Raw genomic sequence first — 3,690 nt, 5'->3', positions numbered from 1 at the left:
TTTCAAAACTTCCTATATTTACGGTGGAGAATACTTTCTCCGATCGGCCGCAAAGTTCAAAGAATGCGCCGAACGTTGTGCGAAATATTTAAACCTCGTTGAGTAATGAGCTACATTTTTAGAACGACACATTTCAATTCAAAAACGTCAACAATTCAATTTAGTAACAAGCTAAACGCATATAACTTGATTGACTTTTGTACGGCGGTGGATAAATTCGGTGCGACTGGCAGAGAAAATCTCACGATTGACTTAAAGGCTGTTAGAACTGCATACCCAAGTGGCGTACTTCCGATTATAACAAGTTTAGATACGCTTCGCAAAAATGGCATTGATATTTATGTACAACTACCAAAAGATGACGATACTAGAAAGCTTTTTCGAAATGTAAATTGGGCACATTTTTTATCTCCCTCTCAATATGATAAATCAGAATCGACACATGATAGACACTTGGTGACTAGAAGATTTGAAAATGCTGAACAGCAAAAGGCGGTTGTCGATGATTTTATGGACGTTGTTTTGCGCAATATGCATGTTCCCAAGGATATTATTTCTGGTTTGGAGTGGTCAATTAATGAGCTGACCGATAACGTTTTAAATCATTCTGAATCAAAGATGGGCGGGATTGTGCAAGCGAGTACTTATCCAAAAAATAAAGTAATTGCTTTCGCAGTTGCAGACAATGGAATAGGCATTTTAAAGTCTATGCAAGAAGGATTTCCAGATTTACGCACTGATTTAGATGCGATTGGAGAAGCCATAAAATCTGGTGTTACGAGGAATTCAAAATTCGGACAGGGAAATGGTTTGGCAGGCTCATTAAAAGTGACAACGTTGTCAGGAGGATCATTCGATATTACAAGTGGAGCAGGGAGACTAATTGTTACACCGGATGAAACAATAAAAAAACCAATGTTTAGAGGCTCGTATCACGGAACTGTTGTCTGTGGGCAAATATTGATGTCAAAAAAGTTTTCGGTTTCCCAAGCGTTAGATTTTGCAACAGGAAATAAAAATTACATTCCTGTAAATATTATAGAAACCCAATATGAAATGGACGATAAAGACTGTCTTATTTTAATAATGAAAAATGAAACTACCGGATTCGGCACCCGAAAATCTGGTATCCAGATTAGAACTAAAGTTTTAAACCTTTTAGACGCTCAGCCAACTTACCCTATTGTGATTGATTGGTCTGGTGTTCCAGTAATTTCCAGTAGCTTCGCTGATGAAATGATAGGAAAATTATTCATTTCACTTGGTGCGATTTCTTTTTCCGCACGGGTAAGAAACATTGGAATGGAAGAATTGGTTCGTAACCTTTTAGATAAAGCTATTGCTCAAAGATTAACCCAATCTCGAGATGAATATTAATACTTCGCACAACCGCCGCTAACCGCCATGGCAGCGGGATGAGCAGCGACGAAGATACATTTCTTAAGCCGTAAAAGCAAGATTTTTTCAAACGAAAAGTTAGAAAAAACCATTGCTTTTACTACTTTTAGTCTCGGCGGAGAGATCCGTCTCCGGCAGGCTGCCACGATCGGTTAGCGGCCTAACGTTAGGCGAAATTATATCATGAAACTGAGAACAATCTACATCATAATATCCCTTCTTATTTGCTCCACAAATTTTGGGCAATCTGTAAAAACACCGAAAAATTTAAAACAAGCTGTAAAATGGTTAGATGCAAGCACAACAGATAGTATTAAAACCGCAATAAAGAGCAGTAAAAATGATACAATAAAGAATATAAATTATCCGTATAAAGGAAAGTTTAAAACAATATATGATTGGACAAGCAGCGACAATCCCAATTCCAAAATATCTGATTATTTAAATAAAAAAGGGATTTTTTATCACGATGATGAAGTAATTCTAATCTGTTTTAAAAACTATTTATTATTTGGAAAATTTAATGAAAAAGAAATACTTGCGCCTTTTCAAAAACTAGAAGCCAAATGGAACGTTGAAGATGAAGTCCGCTACACAACAGATAGTCTTCGCGGTCACTATATACCAAAGAATTTAGAGGATAGCTTTAAAAGCTTAGATAGAATCTACTCCGATTCCATCAAAGTAGAAATTACAAAACTTTCTGAAGATGAATACATTTCCGGAAATTATAGATTTGGAATTGGATTGTGGATGAGAAATAATTGGCAACTTTGGGGCGGTTCTAGGCTTTCAAAGTTTTTCCGAGACAACGGAATTAACCATCCGGAATCAATGTCAGTAGTTCTTTTGGAAAGTTATCATAGATATTTAAATCATCAGGACTTGAAATTCCAGGAACAAAAAGAAACTTATTTAAAATACGAGGAAGAAGAAAAAATCCGTCAACAAAAACGGTTGGAGGAAGAATTAAGTCAAAAGAAGAAAGATTTTGACGAACTCAAAATTGGAGACATTTTAGAGTTTAACTACAAATATCAATTTTCAAGTGAGGAACAAGAAAGTAAATGGATGGATGATAGCTGCATTGCTAAAGGTATTCTAATTGAGAAAAATGAGAAATTATTGACTATTAAAGTACAAGTTACCGAAGCTTGCGGTAAAAGAGGAATTGTAATTTATAGTAATGATGATCATCATATTTTTAATAAAAAAAAGAAAAGATTAACGTCCCCTGAAAAAAGAGAAATCGAATATTTAAAAGAAAAAGAAGCAGCTTGGTTTAATGTTGAAGATTGGGATAAAATGTAATAACTTCGCCTAACAGCGGCTCACGGCCATGGCTGGCTCACGGTTAAAACTACGTAAAATTTCCATAACTTCGCTCCTACTCGGCAGAGAAAACTATCTCCGGATTCCGCCACGATCCGTGTAGCCGCGAAGCGTTATGCAACATATCATGAAGAACATAATAATTCCCCTTTCGATATTATTATCACTTACTATTTCCTCAGATTGCAAAAAATTGCAGAACGGAAATTACAAAGTAATTTTTGACGATTTATTTAAAGATCAATATCGAGAATATTATTTTTCGATTAATCAAGATGAATTCGTCTTGACAGAAGGAGACTCGATCAAACACTTAAAAATTGAATGGCTAAATGATTGTCAATTTAAAGTTGTCGGCCATACTGAACCAATGCAACCATGGACAGATTTTCAAAAAATACATTATTCTTCTGGCAGACCATATTATGAAATTACCGAAACATCCAATGACACATCAATCTTTGTGCTAAGAAAGAATCTTCATGTACAAATGTATTCGGGAAAAATCATTAAATTAAACCGTGATACGTCGCATAACCGCCGCTAATTTCGATTGCGGCAAGCTGACTAAGTTTACCAGCAGTTCTTTAATTTCGTACTTTTCCGCGGAGAGTACTCGCTCCGAAACGGCCGCAACCGAAATTAGCGGCCTAACGTTATCGTCCAGCCACGTTTCACGACAAATTTAGAACGTCTCTCCTATTCTGGTTTTAGTTTTTTTTCGAGATTCCAACTTGATGTCCATATTGAAGAAATTTTCCTCTGTGCGATTTAAAAAGGCTACTCACAATGCCGACCGAACCTAATCGCAGAAATAACCGAAAAAGAGTTAGTGGCAGCCGGGCATAGCGCAAAAAAAGATTTTTTGGGAAGATTTTTCGGTTTTTTATTTTTTCTGAACCGCAAGCAGTTCGTGTGGCCGAGACGATAACCGCTGGTAATCGCCAGTGCGGGTTTTCG

The 3,690-nt window shown here is 36.4% G+C and carries 4 protein-coding genes; 3 read left to right on the top strand and 1 reads right to left on the bottom strand.

Annotation, left to right across the window (positions count from 1 at the left end; all coding sequences use genetic code 11):
- The first annotated feature begins 105 nt into the window (after positions 1 to 105).
- From HZF10_RS17515 to HZF10_RS17505, 3 genes are all read left to right on the top strand, one after another.
- A complete protein-coding gene (locus tag HZF10_RS17515; RefSeq protein ID WP_176007539.1) occupies positions 106 to 1,377 on the top strand; it encodes an ATP-binding protein in 1,272 nt (423 codons plus the stop codon).
- 204 nt (positions 1,378 to 1,581) lie between these two features.
- Complete coding sequence (locus HZF10_RS17510; protein WP_176007538.1) at positions 1,582 to 2,709, top strand: DUF6794 domain-containing protein; 1,128 nt, start codon at positions 1,582 to 1,584, stop codon at positions 2,707 to 2,709.
- Between the two features lie 148 nt (positions 2,710 to 2,857).
- Positions 2,858 to 3,277, top strand: a complete 420-nt coding sequence (locus HZF10_RS17505) for a hypothetical protein (RefSeq protein ID WP_176007537.1) — start codon at positions 2,858 to 2,860, stop codon at positions 3,275 to 3,277.
- Between the two features lie 163 nt (positions 3,278 to 3,440).
- Here the strand turns inward: HZF10_RS17505 and HZF10_RS17950 are convergent.
- A partial coding sequence (locus HZF10_RS17950; protein WP_217703404.1) for a hypothetical protein occupies positions 3,441 to 3,690 on the bottom strand: 250 nt, incomplete at its 5' end.

This window comes from Flavobacterium agri (genome assembly GCF_013401995.1).
GTDB lineage: Bacteria > Bacteroidota > Bacteroidia > Flavobacteriales > Flavobacteriaceae > Flavobacterium > Flavobacterium agri.
The sequence above is the reverse complement of the archived record's forward strand: the minus strand, read 5'-3'. Positions and strand labels throughout refer to the sequence as shown.